The sequence below is a fragment of the Streptomyces sp. NPDC048751 genome (genome assembly GCF_043198595.1).
Taxonomy (GTDB): domain Bacteria; phylum Actinomycetota; class Actinomycetes; order Streptomycetales; family Streptomycetaceae; genus Streptomyces.
This window is the reverse complement of the sequence record NZ_JBICUX010000024.1, coordinates 41,994-60,467: the sequence shown is the minus strand read 5'-3', so window position 1 is coordinate 60,467 and position 18,474 is coordinate 41,994. Positions and strand designations below refer to the sequence as shown.

Below are 18,474 nucleotides of genomic sequence, written 5' to 3'. Positions count from 1 at the left end.
TCAGATCCCCACAGTGAAGCCGTTGGACCAGGACTGCATGTCCTGTACGAGGGCGTCCCACGCGCCGGTCAGCAACAGCAGACCGGTCACGATCATCATCGTGCCGCCGACGCGCATCACCCAGACATAGTGGCGCTTGATCCAGCCGAAGGCACCGAGCGCCTTGCGGAAGGCGACCGCGGCGAGCACGAAGGGCAGGCCGAGGCCCAGGCAGTAGGCGACGGTGAGCAGGGCGCCGCGGCCCGCGCTCGACTGCTGCGCGGAGAGGGCCAGTACGGAAGCGAGGGTCGGGCCGATGCACGGGGTCCAGCCGATGCCGAACAGCGCGCCCAGGAGAGGGGCTCCGACCAGGCCGACGGTCGGCTTGTTGTGGAAGCGGAACTCACGCTGGGTCATCCAGGGCATCAGGCCCATGAAGAAGACGCCCATGAGGATCATGAGCACGCCCAGCACCTTGGACAGGATGCCCTTGTTGTCCTGGAGGGTGTCCCCGAAGAAGCCGAACAGAGCGCCACTGGAGACGAACACGGCGGTGAAGCCGAGGACGAACAGGGAGGCGCCCGCCACCATCCGGCCGCGCCGGGCCTCGGCCAGGTCGGTGCCGGTGACGCCGGTCACGTACGACAGGTAGCCGGGGACCAGGGGCAGGACACACGGGGAGAAGAAGGAGACGAGGCCGCCGAGCAGCGCGATGGGGAGGGCCACGAGCAGGGCGCCGTTGAGCACCGTGTCGTTGTAGCCGTCCGCGGCGAGCGTGGTGAGCGAGCTCACGTCACTTCTCCGCGAGGACCGGGTCGATCATCGAGCGCAGCTTGTCCTCGCTGAGCGCGGCCAGCGAGCGGGCCGCGATCTTCCCCTCGCGGTCCAGGACGAGCGTGGAGGGAATCGCCTGCGGGTTGAGCGTGCCCTTCTTGAAGCGGAGCATCAGCTTGCCGGTGGGGTCGTACAGGCTGGGGTAGGTGACGCCCTGCTGCTTCTCGAAGGCGAGGGCGTTGCTGGTCTTGGTGTCACGGGTGTTGATGCCGACGAACTGGACGCCCTTGTCCTTGAGGTCCTTGTAGACCTTCTCGAAGTTGGGCGCCTCGGCGCGGCACGGGGAGCACCAGGAGCCCCACACGTTCAGGACGACGACCTTGCCCTTGAAGGAGGCGACGTCGAGCTGTCCGCCCGCGATGGTCTTGCCGGACAGGTCCGGGGCCTGGGCCCGTTCCCCCTTCTTGGCGGTGGAGATGCCGTCCTTGCCCATGACGAAGTTGGTGTCCCCGCCTCCGCCGGACGTACCGCCCGAACTGCACGCGGAAAGGGTCAGCGCGGTGACCGCGGCACCCGCCCCGAGCAGGGCGGCGCGGCGCGAGCGGATCCAACTGGTCGAGCTCAGGGGGGCGCGGCTGGCGGCACTCATGTGAAAAGTTTCGCATGCCCGTTCTGGGGATCTTGCGCACCCCCCTTGCGGGCGGAAACCCGCATTTCAGGCGGCGTTCGAGGAGCCTGTCGCGGGGGTCTTCGGGGTCTCCTGGAGGAACGTCTTCCAGCCCCCGGCCGGCTGCTGCCCGACCCCGAGCGTGCGCAGCTTGTCCAGCACCTCGGGCTTCTGCACATCGATCCAGTCCACGAACTGCCGGAAGGAGACCATCCGTACGTCCGCGCCCTTCTCCTTCTCGCGCGCGATGTGCTTGAAGGCCTCCTCGACGGCGTCCATGTAGATGCCGCCGTTCCACTGTTCGAAGTGGTTGCCGACGAAGAAGGGTGCACGGTTTGTCTCATATGCCCGCTTGAAGCCTGATATGTACGCCTGGGCCGACTGCTTGCGCCAGCCCGGGTAGTTGGCGGGCGGCGCCTTCGTCGAGTTGATCGACTGGTTGGCGAGCATGTTGTAGTCCATCGAGAGGACCTCGAAACCGCGTCCGGGGAAAGGTATCTGCTGCAACGGCAGGTCCCAGATCCCCTGCTTCTTCTGCGGCCAGACCTGGGTGCCGCCGGAGGAGGAGGCGTCGTAGCGCCAGCCGAGGGCCTTGGCGGTGGGCAGCAGGTTGCTCTGGCCGAGGAGGCAGGGCGTGCGGGCGCCGACGAGTTCCTTGTCGTAGTCGAAGGGCAGGGACGGCATGTCGGTCCAGCCGGTGTTGGTGCGCCACTCCTTGACGAAGGACTTCGCCTGGTCGATCTCGCTGCGCCACTGCTTCGGCGTCCAGTTGCCGACGGTCCCGCTCCCGGAACAGAAGTGCCCGTTGAAGTGCGTGCCTATCTCGTGCCCTTCGAGCCAGGCCCGGCGGATGTTGGTCAGCGTCATCTTCACGTGCTCGTCGGTGAGGTAGCCGATGTCGGAGGCGCCGCGCGGGTTGTTCGGCGGGTCGTAGAGCCGCTTCTTCGACTCGGGCAGCAGGTACAGCCCGGAGAGGAAGAAGGTCATGCTCGCGCCGTGCTCCTTGGCGAGGTCCAGGAAGCGCGGGAAGAGACCGTTGCCGACCTCGCCCGCGCCGTCCCAGGAGAAGATGACGAACTGCGGGGGCTCCTGACCGGGCTCCAGCGGCACCGGCTTGTCGGGCTGGTGGGGCTGCTTGCCGGTGAAGGAGGTGGAGCCGTCGCCGATGGGGCGGGCGGTGGGCTTCGGGCTCCCGGAAGGCTTGCCGGAACGGTCCTTCCCGGAACCGGCACCGTGCGACGAACCGTCTGACGACGTGAGGCCGCCGCACCCCGCGAGTCCGGCGGCGGCCGCGGCGCCCGCGCCGAGTCCGAGCATCCCCCTGCGGGTGAGAGCGCGCATTGCTTCCCCAATTCGTACGTCCTCTGGTGGTCACCCACTCAGAGGACGTGACGAAGGGGGAGGTTCCCCGCGATCACCCCAAGTTCGCAATATTTGTCACGAACGTGTCATAGAGCCGAGGGAGTCACTCCGGTCACGCCCCGAAGGCCTTGCCCTGCCCCTTGACCGGCTTGGCGCCGGCGAGGAGGTGGGCGGGGACGAGGTCGCGGGCGGGCTCGGTGTAACCCACGGACACGATCTTGTCACCCTGGTACGTGAACGTCGTCAGCGAGGCCAGCGTGCACTGCCGCTTGCGCGGGTCGTGCCACAGCCGGCGCCGCTCGACGTACGACCGCACGATCCAGATCGGGAGCTGATGGCTGACCAGCACCGCCTCGTGCCCGCGGGCCGCGTCCTTCGCCGCGTCCAGCGCCCCCTTCATACGGACGACCTGGTCGACGTACGGCTCGCCCCACGACGGCTTGAAGGGGTTCACGAGGTGCTTCCAGTTGCCGGGATTGCGCAGCGCGCCGTCCCCGACGCCGAACGTCTTGCCCTGGAAGACGTTCTCGGCCTCCAGGAGCCGCTCGTCCGTGGCGAGGTCCAGGCCGTGCGCCTTGGCGATCGGCGTCGCGGTCTCCTGGGCGCGCTCCAGCGGGGAGGCGACGACGTAGGTCACATCGCGGGAGGAGAGGTGCTCGGCGACCCGGTCGGCCATCTGCCGTCCGAGCTCGGAGAGGTGGTACCCGGCGAGCCGGCCGTACAGGATCCCGTCGGGGTTGGCCACCTCGCCGTGGCGCATGAGGTGGACGACGGTGATGTCCTCGTTGCTGGTCATGCTGCTGTGGCCTCCGCAGCCGCTCGGGCCGCCGCCGGGAGGGCGTCGGCGATCCGCTGGATGGCCCGTTCGTCGTGGGCCGTGGAAACGAACCAGGACTCGAAGGACGACGGCGGCAGGTAGACGCCGTTCGCCAGCAGCGAGTGGAAGAAGGCGGTGAAGCGGAACGACTCCTGCGCCTTGGCGTCCTCGTACGTGCGCACCGCGCGGTCCGTGAAGAAGACGGAGAACATGTTGGAGGCGCTCTGCACGGTGTGCGCGACGCTCTCCTTGGTGAGCGCCTCGGACACCAGCGCCTGGATCTGCTCCGACACGGCGTTGACCTTGGCGTACGCGGCGTCGTCGAGGAGGCGCAGCTGGGCGAGCCCGGCGGCGGTGGCGATCGGGTTCCCGGAGAGGGTGCCTGCCTGGTAGACGGGCCCGGCGGGCGCGAGGTGCGCCATCACGTCGGCACGACCGCCGAAGGCGGCCGCGGGGAAGCCGCCGCCCATGACCTTGCCGAAGGTCATCAGGTCGGGCTCGACCCCGTCGATCCCGTACCAGCCGGCGCGGCTGGTGCGGAACCCGGTCATGACCTCGTCGGAGATGAAGAGCGCGCCGTTGGCCCGGCAGGCGTCCTTGAGTCCCTGGTTGAATCCGGGCAGCGGCGGTACGACGCCCATGTTGCCGGGCGAGGCCTCGGTGATCACGCAGGCGATCTCACCGGGGTGCCGGTGGAAGGCCTCCTGCACGGCCTCCAGGTCGTTGTACGGCAGCACGATGGTGTCGCCGGCCTGGGCGCCGGTGACGCCCGGGGTGTCGGGAAGCGCGAAGGTGGCGACACCGCTGCCCGCGGCGGCGAGGAGCGAGTCGACGTGGCCGTGGTAGCAACCGGCGAACTTGATCACCTTGGACCGCCGGGTGAACCCGCGGGCGAGCCGGATCGCCGACATGGTGGCCTCGGTCCCGCTGGAGACGAGCCGCACCTGCTCCACGGGCCCCACCCGCGCGACGATCTCCTCGGCGAGCGCGACCTCGCCCTCACCGGGCGTACCGAACGAGGTGCCGCGGGAGACGGCGTCCTGCACGGCGGCGATCACGTCGGGGTGCGAGTGCCCGAGGATCATGGGCCCCCACGAGCAGACGAGATCGACGTACTCACGACCGTCCGCGTCCGTCAGGTACGGACCGGTACCGGACACCATGAACCGGGGTGTTCCGCCCACGGCGCGGAAGGCCCGCACCGGGGAGTTCACGCCACCCGGCGTGACGGCGGCCGCACGGTCGAACAGTGCCTGCGAGACAGGCGCATCGTATGAATAAGGCAGTTCGCTCATGACCTGCGACTTCTCCGACCTCTCGGACTCCGGTTGCCATGTGACTACCTCAGGGTAGGCCAGGGGGCGCGGCGGGCAGGGGGGCGCGGGCCCGGGGCCGCCGGGAGGCACCGCCGAGCCCCCCGGCGGTCCTTGCTGAACCGGCGCACAGTCCGCATAACGTGGTGCGCGACCCGGGGCCCGCCATGATCTGCGAGACTGAGACCTGATACACGCAGCTCAACCGGGCCCTGGTGTACAGAACCTTGCACCATGGCGCGTTCAGGGCTGCAAAGATCCTGCGGACAGGTGTTTCAACGCACGTTTCGGCGGGCGACCGTGGGGGAGGTCACTGACACGATGATCGGGTTGCGCGGCGGGGGCCACGCGTCCTAAAAAAGCAGTCGGGTGGAGATATGCATCGCGGTGGCGGACTGGGCGAGGGGACTGACGATCTGGGTCCTCGACGTGCCCGGCGGGGAAGGCACCGACGCGACGCGGAGGACACGACCGAAGCACGTCAGGCACACGGTGTACCGAGTGAGTCCGAGCGGCTCGACCGACGGGTCGACCAGCTGGGAGCGGGGAGCAGGAATGGTGGTCGGGTGGGGGTGACGTACAAGTACTTCGGCGCGCCCGACGGCGCGACCGCGGCCCGCGTCCCGATCTCGATGCGCCCCGAGGAACTCGGCGGCGACGAGCTGGGCATGAACGGCATGTTCACCAAGATCAAGCCGGAGACGATGGCGGCGATGGTGCTGACCGGCATCGAAGGCGTGCCCCTGCACAAGGTGCCACCCCTCGAACTGGTCGTCCTGCACCCCGACTACGCCGTCGTCAAACTCCCCATGACCGTGGTCGACCCACTCCGCGACATCGGCGAGGAGGCGGTGGGCGCGGCGGCGTTCATCTGGTCGACGGTGCCGGACCGGGGCGGGCCCCGGGACGCGTTCAACGTGTACCAGCTGCTGCACGAGTGGCAGGACTTCTCACATCGGCTGCATGAGGCGGGGCATCAGCCTTATTGCCTGGTTTGGCCCTGAGCTGGGTTTTTCGGGTAGCGGGCGGGGTTTTCGGGCCCCGCCCTTGTCATGTGCTGGGAGTGACCCCGCTGGGCTTGCGGAAGGTCACGGACGCACCAGCACCCTCAGGGCCTCGCGGTCGTTCATCGCCCGGTAGCCGTCGGCGATGTCCTCCAGGGCGAGCGTGCGGTCGAAGACGCGGCCGGGCCGGATCCCGCCGTCGAGGATGTGCGGCATCAGCTCCTCGATGTAGGCGCGGGCGGGGGCGACGCCTCCGGTGAGGGTGATGTTGCGCAGGAAGTCGCCGAACCCGAACGGCACGTCGGTGAACTGCGGGGCGCCTACGCGGCTGACCGTGCCGCCGTCGCGGACCACGCCGAAGCTCTGCACAATCGCGTCCTTCAGGCCCACGCACTCCAGAACCTTGCGGGTGCCCTCGCCGCCGGTCTGCTCCCGCACCCGGGCGATGCCCTCCTCGCCGCGTTCGGCGACCACGTCCGTGGCTCCGAGGTCGCGGCCCAGGTCGGTGCGCACCTGATGGCGGCCCATGAGGATGATCTGCTCGGCGCCCAGCAGCTTGGCCGAGAGCACGGCGGCCAGACCCACCGCGCCGTCGCCGACGACGGTGACGCTGTCGCCGCGGGTCACACCGGCGGTGCGGGCCGCGTGGTAGCTAGGCGCCGTTCCGGTCGGGCTGGAGGCCGCGCACGTGCGCTGGTGGGCGTTCGGCGGCCCCGACGACATCGACAACGGGCTGTGCCTGCGCTCGCTTCACCACAAGCTTTTCGACAAGGGTGTCCTCGGCGTCGGCGTCGGCCATCGGATCCTGGTCTCGCAGCGGTTCGTGGGTCACAGCCCCGCGGCCCGCGAGCACGTCAAAGCACTCGCCGGCCGGCCACTCGTCGGCCCGCAGCCGGGCACGCGGCCGGTCGCGGACGCCCACCGCGACTGGCACAACCGCCAGGTCTTCCACGGCACTTCACGCCCTGCCACTGCCACCTGATCGCCGGGGCGAGAGTCCGGATCACACCTCCCGGATCTCGTGCGTCTTGTTCTACGTTGAAGCGCACGCCCGTCAAGAAGTCGGCGGGATCGCGGCGCGGCCGTGACCGTGCTCGGCGGCGGTGGCTGTCACGGAGGCGGGGATGGAGTCGCAGCAAGGCGACAGCGGGCGAACGGTCTGGTACGGGTCGCAGTTCAGCGGTTGGATGCTCGCTGTCGGGGTGGTCCTGGCGGTCGTGCTCGTCGGGTCCGCGGTGTTCGTCGAGGAGTACCGGGATGTCAGCCTCGTCCTGCTGATGGTGGCGGCGGCGTTCCTCGTGACGGGAGGCATCAAGGTGACCGTCTCCTCCGAAGGCGTCACGGTCGCCTCGGCCCTCGTGCCCTTCCTGCGCCGCCACATCCCGTTGGGCCGGATCGAGCGTGCGTCGGCGCGCTGGACCCGGCCGATGGAGATCGGCGGCTGGGGCTACCGGTGGAAGCCGGGTATGCGGGCCGTGTCTCTGCGGGCGGGCGATGCGCTGTGGTTGGAACTCACCCGTGGGACCCGCTTCGTCATCACCGTCGATGACGCCCGGACGGCAGCCGAACTCGTCAACCATTACTTGCCGTCCCGCCACGAGGACCGCTGAGCACGCATCACCATCCACCCACACCTGTCATCCGCCGGCCGCACGATCCCTCGGGGGAAGCGCCCACACCGACACGGGCTCAGTGCTCATGCCCCTCGCCGGTCTCCCCCGTGGCCGTCGGCCCGTCGGAGCGGACCGTGAACGCGGCGGTGTGGACGCGTCCCTCGTGCTTGAAGTCGAGGAAGAGGCGGTAGGTGCCGCTGCTGGGTGCCGTGGCCATGAACGGGATGTCCGGGCCGGGCCTGGTCGCGCCGTCGCCGGGTTCGCCGCCCGGGTGGACGTGGAGGTAGGCGAGGTCACCGGAGCGCAGGGCGACGAGGTGGCCGTAGGCGCCGAGGTAGGGCTGGAGGTCGGTGACCGGCCTGCCGTCGCGGGAGACCGTGAGCTTCAGTTCGCCGGCCGCGCCCGGGCGCAGCTTGCCGGCCAGTTCGACCTCGTAGCCGTCGGTCTTGGCCGTGGTGCCGGCCGCGGGCAGGCCTTTCGGCTCGTACGGACCCGAAGCCTCCAGGTCCGCGCCGAGGACGAGGTTCTCGGCGCCTTTCCGTGCCGGGGTGAAGTCGGCGAAGACCCGGTAGCCGCCCGCGCGGGGCAGGTTGACGGGGGTGCTCCAGGTTCCGTCGGCGGCGCGGGTGGGGTGCAGGTGGCGGTAGGTATTCAGGTCGCGTGAGGCCAGGATGAGGTGGAGTTCCTTGTCGTGCTCGCGCCGGTATTCGGTGACGGGCTGGCCGTTCCCGTCCCGGACGGCGAAGCGCAGATCGGTCTGCCGCCCCGCTGCGGCCCTCGTGGTCTTGAGGTCGAGGCTGTAGCCGCCCTCGGAGATCCCCAGTCCGCCGACCGCCGGAGTCGACGCGCGCCCCGCGTCGCCCCCACCTCCCTCCGCGGTCGGTGATTTCTCTGTGTGGCCTCCATGGCCCGCGGGCGCCTCCTTGGCGGTGACGGGGTCGAACCCCTGGCCCACGCCGTAGGCGGTGCCGAACGTCGCGGCGAGCGCGGCGGCGAACGCGGTGATCTTCACTCCAGCACGCATGGGTGCCTCCCGGGGAACGGGCCCTCAAGGCTTGGGCGGAGGGCTTCGACGCACTTCACCATACCCCCATGGGGTATGTAGTCAAGCAGGTCCGGCTACTTGCCACTCATACCCCAGGGGGGTATACATGAGTCACGGCGCGGATACCCCCACCCCGTATCCACGCCAGAGACCGTGACCGTTGTCAGGACCGACCGGGAGGAAACCCATGCCTTCGTCTTGCTGCTCCACCACCGTCACCACCACCTACGCCGTCTCCGGCATGACCTGCGGCCACTGCAAGGCCACGCTCACCAAGGTCATCGGCGAACTGGACGGCGTGACCGGTGTCGACGTCGACCTCGACACCGGCCGGGTCACCGTCACGAGCGCCGCCGAGCCGGACGACACGATGATCGCCGAGGTCGTCGACGAGGCCGGCTACGAGCTGACCGGCCGGGCCTGACCCGCACTCCCCCGATGCCACCGGGACCCGCCCGGTCCCGGTGGCCCACCCGTACGAGGAGCAGCAGCCATGACCAGTACGACAACCGGCGCCGAAGTAGAACTCACCATCGGCGGCATGACCTGCGCCTCGTGCGCGGCGCGTATCGAGAAGAAGCTCAACCGCATGGACGGGGTCACCGCCACCGTCAACTACGCCACCGAGAAGGCCAAGGTCAGCTACGAGGGCGACATCTCCGTCGGGGACCTGATCGCCACCGTCGAGGCCACGGGGTACACCGCGCAGGAGCCCGCCCCCGAACGCGCCCGGCCCGAGAGCGGCGACGAACCGTCGGCCGCGGACGACGAACTGCGGCCACTGCGGGAGCGGTTGGTCACGGCGGTGGTGCTGGCGGTGCCGGTCGTCGCGATGGCGATGGTCCCGGCGCTCCAGTTCGAGTACTGGCAGTGGCTGTCCCTGACGCTCGCGGCCCCCGTGGTGACGTACGCGGCCTGGCCCTTCCACAAGGCGGCCTTCACCAACGCGCGGCACGGCGCGGCCACCATGGACACGCTGATCTCGGTCGGCACCTCGGCCGCGTTCCTGTGGTCGCTGTGGGCACTGTTCCTCGGGACCGCGGGCATGCCCGGCATGACCCACCCGTTCGAGCTGACCATCAGCCGGGGCGACGGTGCCGGGAACATCTACCTGGAGGCCGCCGCCGGTGTGACCGCCTTCATCCTGGCCGGGCGGTACTTCGAGGCGCGCTCCAAGCGGAAGGCGGGCGCGGCCCTGAAGGCGCTGCTGGAGCTGGGCGCGAAGGACGTCACCCTGCTGCGCTCCGACGGCGGCGAACAGACCGTAGCCATCGCCGCACTGAAGGTCGGCGACCGCTTCCTCGTACGCCCCGGCGAGAAGATCGCCACCGACGGGACGGTCGTCGAGGGCTCCTCCGCGGTGGACGCCTCCATGCTCACCGGCGAGTCCGTCCCCGTCGAGGTGGCGCCCGGCGACTCGGTCACCGGTGCCACGATCAACGCCGGCGGCCGTCTCGTCGTCGCGGCCACCCGGGTCGGGTCCGACACCCAACTGGCCCGCATGGCCAAGCTGGTCGAGGACGCGCAGAACGGCAAGGCCGCGGCGCAGCGGCTCGCGGACCGGATCTCCGCCGTCTTCGTGCCGATCGTGATCGCCCTCGCGCTGGGCACCCTGGGCTTCTGGCTGGGCAACGGCGCGGGGCTGACGGCCGCCTTCACCGCCGCGGTCGCCGTACTGATCATCGCCTGCCCGTGCGCCCTCGGCCTGGCGACGCCCACCGCGCTCCTGGTCGGCACCGGACGCGGCGCCCAGCTCGGCATCCTCATCAAGGGCCCTGAGGTCCTGGAGTCCACCCGCAAGGTCGACACCATCGTCCTCGACAAGACCGGCACCGTCACCACGGGCCGTATGACCCTGCTGGCGGTCCACCCCGCGGAAGGCACCGACGAGGGCGACGTCCTGCGGCTGGCCGGCGCGTTGGAGCACTCCTCCGAGCATCCGATCGCCCGCGCGGTGGCCGACGGGGCCCTGGCGAAGCTGGGCTCGCTGCCCACGCCCGAGGACTTCGCGAACGTCCCCGGCCTCGGCGTGCAGGGCATCGTCGACGGCCACGCCGTCCTCGTCGGCCGGGAGCGGCTGCTCGCCGACTGGGCCATGGAACTGCCGGAGCGGCTGGCGCAGGCCAGGACGGAAGCCGAGGCAGCCGGTCGTACGGCCATCGCGGTCGCCTGGGACGGTGAGGCGCGGGCGGTCCTGGAAGTGGCCGACGCGGTGAAGGAGACCAGCGCCGAGGCCATCACCCGGCTGCGCGCGCTGGGCCTGAGGCCGATCCTGCTGACCGGCGACAACGAGGCCGTGGCCGCGTCCGTCGCCCGCCAGGTGGGCATCGCGCCCGAGGACGTCATCGCCCAGGTACTGCCGCAGGACAAGGTCGACGTCGTCAAGCGCCTCCAGGACGAGGGCCGTTCGGTCGCGATGGTCGGCGACGGCGTCAACGACGCGGCCGCCCTCGCCCAGGCGGACCTGGGACTGGCCATGGGCACGGGCACGGACGCGGCCATCGAGGCCGGGGACCTGACCCTCGTACGAGGTGACCTGCGCGCCGCGGCCGACGCCATCCGGCTCGCCCGCAGGACTCTCGGCACGATCCGTTCCAACCTGTTCTGGGCCTTCGCCTACAACGTGGCCGCGCTCCCGCTCGCGGCGGCCGGCCTGCTCAACCCGATGATCGCCGGGGCGGCCATGGCCTTCTCGTCGGTCTTCGTCGTCGGCAACTCCCTGCGCCTGCGCTCCTTCCAGGCCACCCGTTGAGCCATCCTCGGGAACGGACGCCGGCCGGGTGCTCACACCCGGCCGGTTACTGGTTACGGTCGTCCGGTGCCCCCCTGCTGGCAGGTCAGTCCCGCCTGACCACGCACAGCGCCCAGATGACGAACCCGTACAGGGCGATCAGGGTGATGGACCAGACCGGGTAGTAGGGGATGGACAGGAAGTTGGCGATGATCAGCAGCGCCGCGATCCCGACTCCGGCGACCCGTGCCCAGGTGGCCACCGCGAACAGGCCGAAGCTCACGAGGAGCGCGATGACGCCGAGAACCAGCTGGATCCAGCCCCAGCTCGTCAGGTCGAACTTGAAGACGTAGTTGGGGGTGCTCACGAAGACGTCGTCGTCGGCGATCGCCATGATGCCCCGGAAGAGGTCGAGGATCCCGGCGACGAACAGCATGACGGCGGCGAACAGCGTGAGACCGGTGGCACCGGCATGGGTGCCTGCCGTCCCGCGGTGCGGTGTGGCGGTGGTGGCCATGGATGCATCTCCGTTCGTGCCTGGGTTGTTGAGCACTGCCTCGGCCGGGTTGTTGAGCACTGCCTCGGCCGCTCGGCCCGATCACGTCTCAGGAGGCGGACTCCGCCGCCTCGAGCGAGGCGATGACCGCCTGCACGGGAAGCCGCCCCGAAGCGACCAGTTCGGCGCCGCCGCGGCGCAGTGCGGCGGCGAAGGGGGCGGCCCACACGTTCTCGTAGATCAGGAGGCCGGCGGAGTTGCCGGGCTCCACGGCGGCGGCCGCCTCCTCCAGGTCGTCCTGGCCGAGCAGGCCGGAGTGGACGCCTTCGAAGACCGCGAGATCGAGATTGCCGTCGCCGGTGAGATCGGCGATCTCCAGGGCGGTCACCGAACCGTCCTCCTCCTTCCTGATGAACACCAGGTCGAGGATCCGGATGAGGCCGCGGTCCACGAGATCGACCAGCAGCGGGAACCCCTCGCCTGTCATCCGGTTGCCGGGAAACTCCACCACGATGTAGTCGATGGGTCCCGTGTCGACGAGTCCCATGTAGTCGCTCTGCTGGCTCACGACTCACCTCTTGTGCTCGTGGGTCCCCCGGATTCCATTGCAGCACCGGACCCGGAAGGGCGCACCCGGGCCCTGAGTAGCCGGGCAAAACAAGCCGGACATACGATGAAATGTCCTTTCGTGTCGACGATGGAACCCCCGCATACGGAACCCCCGCATACGGAACCTCCGAAGGCGGAATCCCACGATGAGCGAATCCCATCCGACCGGCCCCCTCGTACCGCACCGCACCCCGGAGGAACGAGCCGCCTTCGGCAAGGCCGCCCGGTCGACGGCCCCGCGCTCCGGGCATGCCGAGTACACCCCGCCGCCGAAACGCACCGATCCCGTGGACGTCATCGAGACGCAGTCGGCGAAACGGGTACCGGAACTCGTCCCGATTCGCTACGGCAGGATGAGCGAGTCGCCGTTCCGCTTCTATCGCGGAGCCGCCGCCATCATGGCCGCGGACCTCGCCGACACTCCTCGCAGCGGTATTCGCGTCCAGTTGTGCGGCGACGCCCACATGCTGAACTTCCGGCTGCTGGCCTCTCCCGAACGCCGTCTGATGTTCGACATCAACGACTTCGACGAGACGCTGCCGGGCCCGTGGGAGTGGGACGTCAAGCGACTGTCGGCGAGCCTGGTCATCGCGGGCCGGGCGAACGGCTTCAGCGGCAAGGAACGGACCTCCGTGGTGCGGGCGGCCGTACGGTCGTACCGCGAGCGCATGCGGACGTTCGCCGGGATGGGCAATCTCGCCGTCTGGTACACCCGCTTCGACGCGGACGAGCTCCAGAAGCAGTTCGCGCCGACCCTCCACGCCGGGGACCGCGACCGCTGGGACCAGGCCCGGGAACGGGCCCGCGCGCACGACACCCTCCAGGCCTTCGACAAACTCACCCACGTCGCCGACGGACAGCGCCTGATCACCCCCGACCCGCCGCTCCTGGTACGGCTCGCGGACCTGCTCCCCGGCGCCGAGGCGGGCACGCTGGAGAAGGAGATCAGCCGGCTGATCGCGGGGTACGGCCGGACCCTGCCGTCCGACCGGCGCTTCCTGCTGGAGAGCTACCGGATCGCCGACGTCGCACGCAAGGTCGTCGGGGTGGGCAGCGTGGGGACCCGCTGCTGGATCGTGCTGCTGCTGGGCAGGGACGACGCGGACCCGCTCTTCCTCCAGGCCAAGGAGGCCGACGACTCGGTACTGGCGCCCTACGCCGGCGCGAGCACCTTCACCACTCAGGGCGAGCGTGTCGTCGCGGGCCAGCGGCTGATGCAGGCCACCAGCGACATCTTCCTGGGCTGGGAACGCGTCCACGGCATCGACGGTCGCCTCCGGGACTTCTACGTACGGCAGTTGCGGGACTGGAAGGGCATCGCGGTGCCCGAGAGCATGTCACCGAGGCGGATGGCGCTCTTCGCCGAACTGTGCGGCGCCACCCTGGCCCGCGCCCACGCCCGGTCCGGCGACCGGATCGCGATCGCCGCCTACCTGGGCTCCGGCGACGTCTTCGACCGTGCCCTGGTGACGTTCGCCGAGCTGTACGCGGACCAGAACGAGAAGGACCACCAGGCACTGCTCGACGCGATCGAGACGGGCCGGGTCACGGCCGAAGCGGCCTGAGGGGTCCTTGAGCCGGGCGGCCGCTCCTCGCGGCTACTCCTCGATCGTCGCCACCGATTCGACGCCCGCCTGCCGCAGCGTCCGCTGGACGGGGCGGCGGGCGCCGCGCACCGTGAGCGCGGCCGGTTCCGGCGCACGGGTCGCCGCACGCATCAGGGCGAAGGCGCACGAGAGGTCGAGCCGTTCCAGACCGCTCATGTCCAGCGTCCAGGCATCGGCCTGTTCCAGTCGCCGGTCGAGAAGCAGTATTTCCAGCTCGGACAGCGTGTGTGCGTCCAGGACACCGGTGAAGGCCAGAACCGCGTGCCCTCCGTCGACCTCGGCGATCCTCACCGCCCCCGTCCCGGCCCGCACGGGGTGTTCGTCTGCCACGGCGACCTCCTCGGCAGCCAGTGCAACGGTGTAGCCCCCATTCTCCACGCCCGGCCCGCCGGCCCGCTCACCGAGGACCGGGAGTTCCGCCCTAACCGCGCGCCCCCGGCTCCCCGCCCACCGTGAACCCGATCACCGTCCCGCCGCCCTCCCGCCGGAAGGCGAACGGCGCTCCCCCATGGGCCAGCGCCACCTCCCGCACGATGGACAGGCCGAGGCCGGAGCCGGGCAGGGAGCGGGCGTCGGCGGCGCGGTAGAAGCGGTCGAAGACGCGGACCAGGTCGGACTCCGCGATGCCGGGCCCGCGGTCCAGGACCTCGACACGGACCGCGGCCCCGGGGGCGTCGAGACCGGTCACCGCGATCTCGACGGGAAACGTACCCTCGCGGTCGAACTTCGACGCGTTCTCCACCAGGTTCGACACCGCCCGCGTCAGCATCGCCGGCCGTCCGTCCGTCGTGGTGTCGCCGCTCGTGCGGAGCACGATCTCCCGCCCGGTACGGCGGCGGGCGAGGCCCGCGACCTCCTCGGCGATGTCGGCGAGGTCGACCCGCCGCGGCACCTCCGTGTCGGACTGCCCGGCCGCGAGGTCGACGAGCTCGTTGACCAGGTCGGTCAGCTCGCGGGCCTCCTGGGTGAGGTCGGCGACCAGGTCCTCACGGGTCTCCGGGGGCAGCTCGTCGATGCGCCGCAGCAGCGAGATGTTCGTCCGCAGCGAGGTCAGCGGCGTCCGCAGCTCGTGTCCCGCGTCCTGCACCAGGCGGCGCTGGTCCTCCTCCGACTGGGCGAGGCGGCCGAGCATGTGGTCGAAGGCCCGGCCGAGGCGGCCCACCTCGTCGTAGCCGGTGACGGGGACGTCGATACCGAGCCGACGGGTGCGCGCCACGTCCTCGGCGGCCGAGGTCAGGACGATCAGGCGCCGGGTGATGCGCCGGGCCAGCCACCAGCCGACCAGGCCCGCGGCGACCACCACCGCGATCATCAGCACCAGGGTCCGCTGCTGGAGCGCCCGCAGCAGGTCCTCGGTGTCGCTGAACTCCTGCGCCACCTGCACCGCGCCCCGCCCCCCGCCGAGCGAGACGGTCGCGACCCGGTAGATGTCGCTGCCGACGTCGACGTCCTTGTGCTCGGCCAGCCGCCCCGCGCTCGTGTCGGCCGCGATCCTCCGGTCGTCGACGGTCACGGGCAGCCCCGGGCTGCCCGGGTCGACCACCCCGCCGTCGGGGCCCAGCACCTGCACGTCGGTGCGGGCCGGGCGGACGAGGTCGTGGCCCGGGGCGGAGGAGGAGAAGTCGTCGGAGGTCATCCGGTGCTGGCGCACCTCGTCCCGCAGATCCTGCACGACCTCGTCGAAGACGGACTGCTGGTCCACGCGCACCAGCCGGGCGGCCGCGCTGTAGGACAGGATGCCGACGAGGACGGTGACGGCGGCGGTGACGGCCGCGAAGGACACCGCGAAGGTGGTGCGCAGGGAGACGAGGTGGGCCCGCCGTCTCGCCGACAGCCGCCCGAGGCGGCCCACTCAGTCCTCCCGCAGCACGTAACCCACGCCCCGCACGGTGTGGATCAGCTGCGGTGCGCCGGGCTGGTCGAGCTTGCGGCGCAGGTAGCCGACGTACACGGCGAGGTTCTTGGAGCCGGGGCCGAAGTCGTAACCCCAGATCCGGTCGTAGATGGTGGAGTGGTCGAGGACGATGCCCGCGTTGCGGACCAGCAGTTCCAGGAGCTCGAACTCCGTGCGGGTCAGCTCCAGCTCACGGCCACCGCGCCAGGCCCGCCGCGCCTGCGGGTCCATGCGCAGCCCGGCGGCCTCGACGTGACGGCCGGCCGGGAGAGGCTCCCTGTGGGCCTCGGGGGTGACGGCCTCACCGGCGGAGCCGCCGACGCCGACCGAGTTCGTGGCGCTGCCGGAGCCGACCGGGCTGGTACGGCGCAGCAGGGCGCGCAGGCGGGCGAACACCTCCTCCACGTCGAACGGCTTGACCACGTAGTCGTCGGCGCCCGCGTCCAGACCGGCGATACGGTCCGCGGTCTCCACCAGTGCCGTGAGCATGAGGATCGGCGTGCGGTCGCCCTCGGCGCGCAGCACCCGGCAGACCTGGAGGCCGTCGATGCCGGGCATCATCACGTCGAGGACGAGCACGTCCGGCGGGGTCTTGTGGGCGTGCGCCAGCGCCTCCACGCCGTCGGCGACCGCGGTGACCCGGTAGCCCTCCAGCGTCAGGGCCCGTTCCAGGGCGTGACGGATGGCGCGGTCGTCTTCGGCGAGGAGCACTGTCTGGGGCACGCCCCCAGTGTGCCCCGGCCTGCGACGGTACGGCCGGGGCGAGGGCTACTGCGACCACCCTTTTTACCGGCCTCTCACCGTCCGGAAGCCAACCCGATCCGGCCCCCCTACCGTCTTCTCACCCCGTGGGCCGCAGCGCGGCGAGCTGCTCGGCGAACGGTACGACCTCCAGGTCGGCGGCGCCCTTGGCGGGCCGGGCCGCGGACAGCCCCGTCATCAGCCCCGCCAGTTCCCCGGCCGCCCGCTCGATCCGCTCGGGCAGCCCCTCCGCGCCCCAGTCCTCCGAGGCCGCGTACACCGCCGTCGGTACGACGACGGCCCGCAGGTAGGAGAAGAGCGGCCGCAGGGCGTGCTCCAGGACGAGGGAGTGGCGGGCGCTGCCGCCGGTCGCGGCGATCAGCACCGGCTTCCCGCTGAGCGCGTCCGGGTCGATGACGTCGAAGAAGGACTTGAACAGCCCGCTGTACGACGCCGAGAACACCGGGGTGACGACGATCAGCCCGTCGGCCCCGCTCACCGCGTCGAGCGCCTGGGCCAGCTTCTTCCCGGGAAACCCGTTGGTGAAGTGGTGCGCGATCTCCACGGCGAGGTCGCGCAGCTCCACCACCCGGACCTCGGCCGAGGTCCGGCCCGCGGTGGCCGACGCCAGCCGGTCGGCCAGCAGCCGGGTCGAGGACGGGACGCTCAGCCCCGCCGAGACGACGACGAGCTTCATGCGACGGTCTCCTTCTGCGCGGCGGTGAGCAGGGACTGGTGGGTCGGCGCCTCGGGCACGCCCGCCGGCCGCCGCTTGGCGAACTCCTCGCGCAGCACCGGCACGACCTCCTCACCGAGCATGTCGATCTGCTCCAGGACGGTCTTCAGCGGGAGCCCGGCGTGGTCGACGAGGAACAGCTGACGCTGGTAGTCACCGGCGTACTCCCGGAAGCTCAGCGTCTTCTCGATGACCTGCTCCGGGGAGCCCACGGTCAGCGGGGTCTGGTCGGTGAACTCCTCGAGGGAGGGCCCGTGCCCGTAGACCGGCGCGACGTCGAAGTAGGGCCGGAACTCGCGCACCGCGTCCTGGGAGTTCTTCCGCATGAACACCTGGCCGCCGAGGCCGACGATCGCCTGCTCGGCCGTGCCGTGCCCGTAGTGGGCGTACCGGGACCGGTACAGCTCGACCATCCGCTTGGTGTGGTCGGCCGGCCAGAAGATGTTGTTGTGGAAGAAGCCGTCGCCGTAGTACGCGGCCTGCTCGGCGATCTCCGGTGAGCGGATCGAGCCGTGCCAGACGAACGGCGGGACGCCGTCCAGCGGGCGGGGCGTGGAGGTGAAGCCCTGCAGCGGGCTGCGGAACTTCCCCTCCCAGTCGACGACGTCCTCGCGCCACAGCCGGCGCAGCAGGGCGTAGTTCTCGACGGCGAGGTTGATGCCCTGCCGGATGTCCTGTCCGAACCACGGGTAGACCGGGCCGGTGTTGCCACGGCCCATCATCAGGTCCACGCGCCCGTCGGCCAGGTGCTGGAGCATCGCGAAGTCCTCGGCGATCTTCACCGGGTCGTTGGTGGTGATGAGGGTGGTCGAGGTGGAGAGGATCAGCTTCTCGGTGCGGGCCGCGACGTATCCGAGCATGGTCGTCGGGGACGACGGCACGAACGGCGGGTTGTGGTGCTCGCCGGTGGCGAAGACGTCGAGGCCGACCTCCTCCGCCTTCAGCGCGATGGCGACCATGGCCTTGATGCGCTCGCGCTCGCTCGGGGTGCGGCCCGTGGTGGGGTCCGGCGTGACGTCGCCGACGCTGAAGATCCCGAACTGCATGGTCGCTCAACCTCCAAAGTTGTTGACCGTTCAACTATAC

18 protein-coding genes and 2 pseudogenes are annotated in these 18,474 nt (G+C 70.6%); 6 read left to right on the top strand and 14 right to left on the bottom strand.

What is annotated here, in order from left to right; all coding sequences use genetic code 11:
• From ACGFNV_RS43360 to hemL, 5 genes are all read right to left on the bottom strand, one after another.
• Nucleotides 1–771 carry a cytochrome c biogenesis CcdA family protein gene (locus ACGFNV_RS43360; RefSeq protein WP_393630802.1) on the bottom strand — a complete coding sequence of 257 codons (771 nt, stop codon included), beginning with the start codon at nucleotides 769–771 and terminating at the stop codon, nucleotides 1–3.
• A 1-nt stretch (nucleotide 772) separates the two neighbouring features.
• The gene (locus ACGFNV_RS43355) at nucleotides 773–1,402 is read right to left on the bottom strand and encodes a TlpA family protein disulfide reductase (protein ID WP_393630801.1); all 630 of its coding nucleotides are present in this window, start codon (nucleotides 1,400–1,402) and stop codon (nucleotides 773–775) included.
• Between the two features lie 66 nt (nucleotides 1,403–1,468).
• Nucleotides 1,469–2,761: a hypothetical protein gene (locus ACGFNV_RS43350; protein ID WP_393630799.1), complete on the bottom strand. Its 1,293-nt coding sequence runs from the start codon at nucleotides 2,759–2,761 to the stop codon at nucleotides 1,469–1,471.
• Nucleotides 2,762–2,894: 133 nt separating this feature from the next.
• Nucleotides 2,895–3,578: a histidine phosphatase family protein gene (locus ACGFNV_RS43345; RefSeq protein WP_393630797.1), complete on the bottom strand. Its 684-nt coding sequence runs from the start codon at nucleotides 3,576–3,578 to the stop codon at nucleotides 2,895–2,897.
• Nucleotides 3,575–4,894: a glutamate-1-semialdehyde 2,1-aminomutase gene (hemL, locus tag ACGFNV_RS43340; protein ID WP_393630795.1), complete on the bottom strand. Its 1,320-nt coding sequence runs from the start codon at nucleotides 4,892–4,894 to the stop codon at nucleotides 3,575–3,577. Before hemL ends, ACGFNV_RS43345 begins: the two co-directional genes overlap by 4 nt.
• Nucleotides 4,895–5,289: 395 nt before the next feature.
• Here hemL and ACGFNV_RS43335 point away from each other — a divergent pair, with 395 nt between their 5' ends.
• A complete protein-coding gene (locus ACGFNV_RS43335; RefSeq protein WP_208299229.1) occupies nucleotides 5,290–5,916 on the top strand; it encodes a hypothetical protein in 627 nt (208 codons plus the stop codon).
• Nucleotides 5,917–6,000: 84 nt separating this feature from the next.
• Here ACGFNV_RS43335 and ACGFNV_RS43330 read toward each other — a convergent pair.
• Nucleotides 6,001–6,567, bottom strand: a pseudogene (locus ACGFNV_RS43330) (zinc-binding dehydrogenase); the annotation flags it as partial.
• Between the two features lies 1 nt (nucleotide 6,568).
• Here ACGFNV_RS43330 and ACGFNV_RS43325 point away from each other — a divergent pair.
• Both ACGFNV_RS43325 and ACGFNV_RS43320 read left to right on the top strand, forming a co-directional pair.
• Nucleotides 6,569–6,898: pseudogene (locus ACGFNV_RS43325) on the top strand (HNH endonuclease); the annotation flags it as partial.
• 142 nt (nucleotides 6,899–7,040) lie between these two features.
• Complete coding sequence (locus ACGFNV_RS43320) at nucleotides 7,041–7,526, top strand: hypothetical protein (RefSeq protein ID WP_393630793.1); 486 nt, start codon at nucleotides 7,041–7,043, stop codon at nucleotides 7,524–7,526.
• A 79-nt stretch (nucleotides 7,527–7,605) separates the two neighbouring features.
• Here the strand turns inward: ACGFNV_RS43320 and ACGFNV_RS43315 are convergent, their stop codons facing one another.
• Complete coding sequence (locus ACGFNV_RS43315) at nucleotides 7,606–8,553, bottom strand: hypothetical protein (protein ID WP_393630791.1); 948 nt, start codon at nucleotides 8,551–8,553, stop codon at nucleotides 7,606–7,608.
• Nucleotides 8,554–8,761: 208 nt separating this feature from the next.
• Between ACGFNV_RS43315 and ACGFNV_RS43310 the strand changes: the two genes are divergently transcribed.
• The gene (locus ACGFNV_RS43310) at nucleotides 8,762–8,998 is read left to right on the top strand and encodes a heavy-metal-associated domain-containing protein (protein ID WP_393630789.1); all 237 of its coding nucleotides are present in this window, start codon (nucleotides 8,762–8,764) and stop codon (nucleotides 8,996–8,998) included.
• 69 nt (nucleotides 8,999–9,067) lie between these two features.
• A complete protein-coding gene (locus ACGFNV_RS43305; protein ID WP_393630787.1) occupies nucleotides 9,068–11,326 on the top strand; it encodes a heavy metal translocating P-type ATPase in 2,259 nt (752 codons plus the stop codon).
• An 85-nt stretch (nucleotides 11,327–11,411) separates the two neighbouring features.
• Here the strand turns inward: ACGFNV_RS43305 and ACGFNV_RS43300 are convergent, their stop codons facing one another.
• Nucleotides 11,412–11,822 (bottom strand): hypothetical protein, encoded by a 411-nt coding sequence (locus tag ACGFNV_RS43300; protein WP_393630785.1) that lies wholly within the window; start codon nucleotides 11,820–11,822, stop codon nucleotides 11,412–11,414.
• An 88-nt stretch (nucleotides 11,823–11,910) separates the two neighbouring features.
• Complete coding sequence (locus tag ACGFNV_RS43295; RefSeq protein ID WP_393630842.1) at nucleotides 11,911–12,348, bottom strand: DUF6325 family protein; 438 nt, start codon at nucleotides 12,346–12,348, stop codon at nucleotides 11,911–11,913.
• Between the two features lie 208 nt (nucleotides 12,349–12,556).
• On the opposite strand from ACGFNV_RS43295, the gene ACGFNV_RS43290 reads away from it, so the two are divergent.
• Nucleotides 12,557–13,975, top strand: a complete 1,419-nt coding sequence (locus ACGFNV_RS43290) for a DUF2252 domain-containing protein (RefSeq protein WP_393630783.1) — start codon at nucleotides 12,557–12,559, stop codon at nucleotides 13,973–13,975.
• A gap of 33 nt (nucleotides 13,976–14,008) precedes the next feature.
• On the opposite strand, the gene ACGFNV_RS43285 is transcribed toward ACGFNV_RS43290, so the two are convergent.
• The 5 genes from ACGFNV_RS43285 to ACGFNV_RS43265 form a co-directional block, all read right to left on the bottom strand.
• Nucleotides 14,009–14,347, bottom strand: coding sequence for an STAS domain-containing protein (locus ACGFNV_RS43285; RefSeq protein ID WP_393630781.1), 339 nt, complete (start codon nucleotides 14,345–14,347; stop codon nucleotides 14,009–14,011).
• Nucleotides 14,348–14,438: 91 nt separating this feature from the next.
• Nucleotides 14,439–15,869, bottom strand: coding sequence for an ATP-binding protein (locus ACGFNV_RS43280; RefSeq protein WP_393630780.1), 1,431 nt, complete (start codon nucleotides 15,867–15,869; stop codon nucleotides 14,439–14,441).
• A complete protein-coding gene (locus ACGFNV_RS43275) occupies nucleotides 15,870–16,622 on the bottom strand; it encodes a response regulator transcription factor (protein ID WP_393630840.1) in 753 nt (250 codons plus the stop codon).
• A 130-nt stretch (nucleotides 16,623–16,752) separates the two neighbouring features.
• Nucleotides 16,753–17,349 (bottom strand): FMN reductase, encoded by a 597-nt coding sequence (locus ACGFNV_RS43270; RefSeq protein WP_393630778.1) that lies wholly within the window; start codon nucleotides 17,347–17,349, stop codon nucleotides 16,753–16,755.
• Nucleotides 17,346–18,434, bottom strand: a complete 1,089-nt coding sequence (locus tag ACGFNV_RS43265; protein WP_393630776.1) for an LLM class flavin-dependent oxidoreductase — start codon at nucleotides 18,432–18,434, stop codon at nucleotides 17,346–17,348. The genes ACGFNV_RS43270 and ACGFNV_RS43265 overlap by 4 nt, the downstream gene beginning before the upstream one ends.
• Nucleotides 18,435–18,474: the final 40 nt, after the last annotated feature.